The organism is Clostridium sp. CAG:43 (genome assembly GCF_000434655.1).
GTDB lineage: Bacteria > Bacillota > Clostridia > Lachnospirales > Lachnospiraceae > Otoolea > Otoolea fessa.
In genome coordinates, this window is the sequence record NZ_FR895061.1 from 4713 (window position 1) to 5165 (window position 453).

The following is a 453-nucleotide window of genomic DNA, read 5'->3' on the forward strand; positions in this document are numbered from 1 at the left end:
TATGCCAGCCCGCTTGCGCGTGCATTCCAGACGGCGGAGATCCTGGCAAAGGAAGAAAAATTACCGCTCCGCCGCCTGACGGGGCTGCGGGAGCGCGATTTTGGATACTGGGAAGGCAAAAGTTGGCAGCAGGTGGAAGCAAAGTACCCGGATGAATTTCATCTGTGGAGGGAACAGCCGATGGTCGGCATCCCGTCCGGCGGAGAATCAAGAAAATCCTGCGAGGCGCGGAGTGAACGGGCGATCCGACAGATTTTGGAGGAGACAGCCGGGGATGCGGTGATCGTGGCGCACGGTGGGATCCTCGTCTTTTTGATGAATTATCTGCTCCGTTTCCATCGGGAGCCGCAGGAGATCATTGTGGCGAATGCCAGTCTGTCGGTTGTTTCGTATGACCGTTCGACGGGGATGGGAAAGCTGCTTGCACTGAATGAGACAGGGACGTTGGAACAG

Annotated in this window: 1 protein-coding gene; it reads left to right on the forward strand. The window is 57.2% G+C overall.

What is annotated here, in order from left to right; genetic code table 11:
* On the forward strand, window positions 1–453 hold a 453-nt coding region (locus QVO97_RS05000), incomplete at both ends, for a histidine phosphatase family protein (RefSeq protein WP_288188991.1).